This is a genomic window from Saccharomonospora iraqiensis subsp. paurometabolica YIM 90007 (genome assembly GCF_000231035.2).
Lineage (GTDB): Bacteria > Actinomycetota > Actinomycetes > Mycobacteriales > Pseudonocardiaceae > Saccharomonospora > Saccharomonospora paurometabolica.
In genome coordinates, this window is sequence record NZ_KI912213.1 from 121,583 (window position 1) to 122,570 (window position 988).

1 protein-coding gene is annotated in these 988 nt (G+C 75.6%); it reads left to right on the forward strand.

The window, feature by feature from the left end:
- On the forward strand, window positions 1–971 hold a 971-nt coding region (locus SACPADRAFT_RS25695), incomplete at its 5' end, for a class I mannose-6-phosphate isomerase (protein WP_007027739.1).
- Between the last annotated feature and the right edge of the window lie 17 nt (window positions 972–988).

Here is a 988-nt window from a genome sequence, read left to right on the forward strand (position 1 = left end):
ACCGCGCGGCACACCCGGATGCGCCCCCGGACACCGGGGCGTACGCGCCCGAGGACTGGGTGGCCTCGACGACCGCCCTGTTCGGCCGTGCCCCGGACGGGCTGACCCGGCTGCCGGACGGCCGGTGGCTCCGGGACGCCGTCGAGGCCGACCCACCGGGGTGGCTGGGCCCGGACCACGTCGCGCGGTTCGGTCCCACCCCGGCCCTGCTGGTCAAACTGCTCGACGCGGGGCAGCGGCTGCCCGTGCACTACCACCCGGACGATGCCTTCGCACGGGAGCACTTCGACGCGCACTTCGGCAAGACCGAGGCGTGGGTGGTCGTGGGCGCCGAGGGGGACCGGCCCACGGTCCACGCGGGTTTCCGGCACCCGGTGGGTGCGGGCACGGTCCGGGACTGGATGCACGGCCGGGACACCGGCGGGATGCTGGACGCCCTGAACAGCGTCGAGGTGGCTCCCGGCGACACCGTGCACGTGCCCGCCGGGCTCCCGCACGCCATCGGCGAGGGCGTCTTCGTGGTGGAGCTGCAACAGCCGACCGACCTGTCGCTGATGCTGGAGTGGCGCCACTTCCTCGACGACCCCGTCCGGGCACGGCTCGGCCTCGACGTCGACACCGCACTGCGCGCGCTGGACACCTCCGCCTGGGACGCCGACCGGGTGGACACCCTGGTCCGCCGGGGAACCGGCCTCCACGGATCCGGCCGGGAGAGCGTGCTCGCACCGGAGGCGGAGACCTTCTTCCGCGCCGAACGCCTGCATCCCGTCGTGCCCGTCGCGCTCGATCCGTCGTTCGCCGTGCTGGTGGTCCTGACGGGCACCGCGCGGCTGGACACCGGCCACGGTGGACGGCACGCCCTCACGGCGGGCGAGACCTGGCTCGTCCCGCACGCCGCGGGCGAGCTGGCGGTGACCGGCGACGCGACGATCCTGAGCTGCCGACCGCCGTCGGCACCCCGGCGACCGTGACGCCGCCCGTCCCCGGG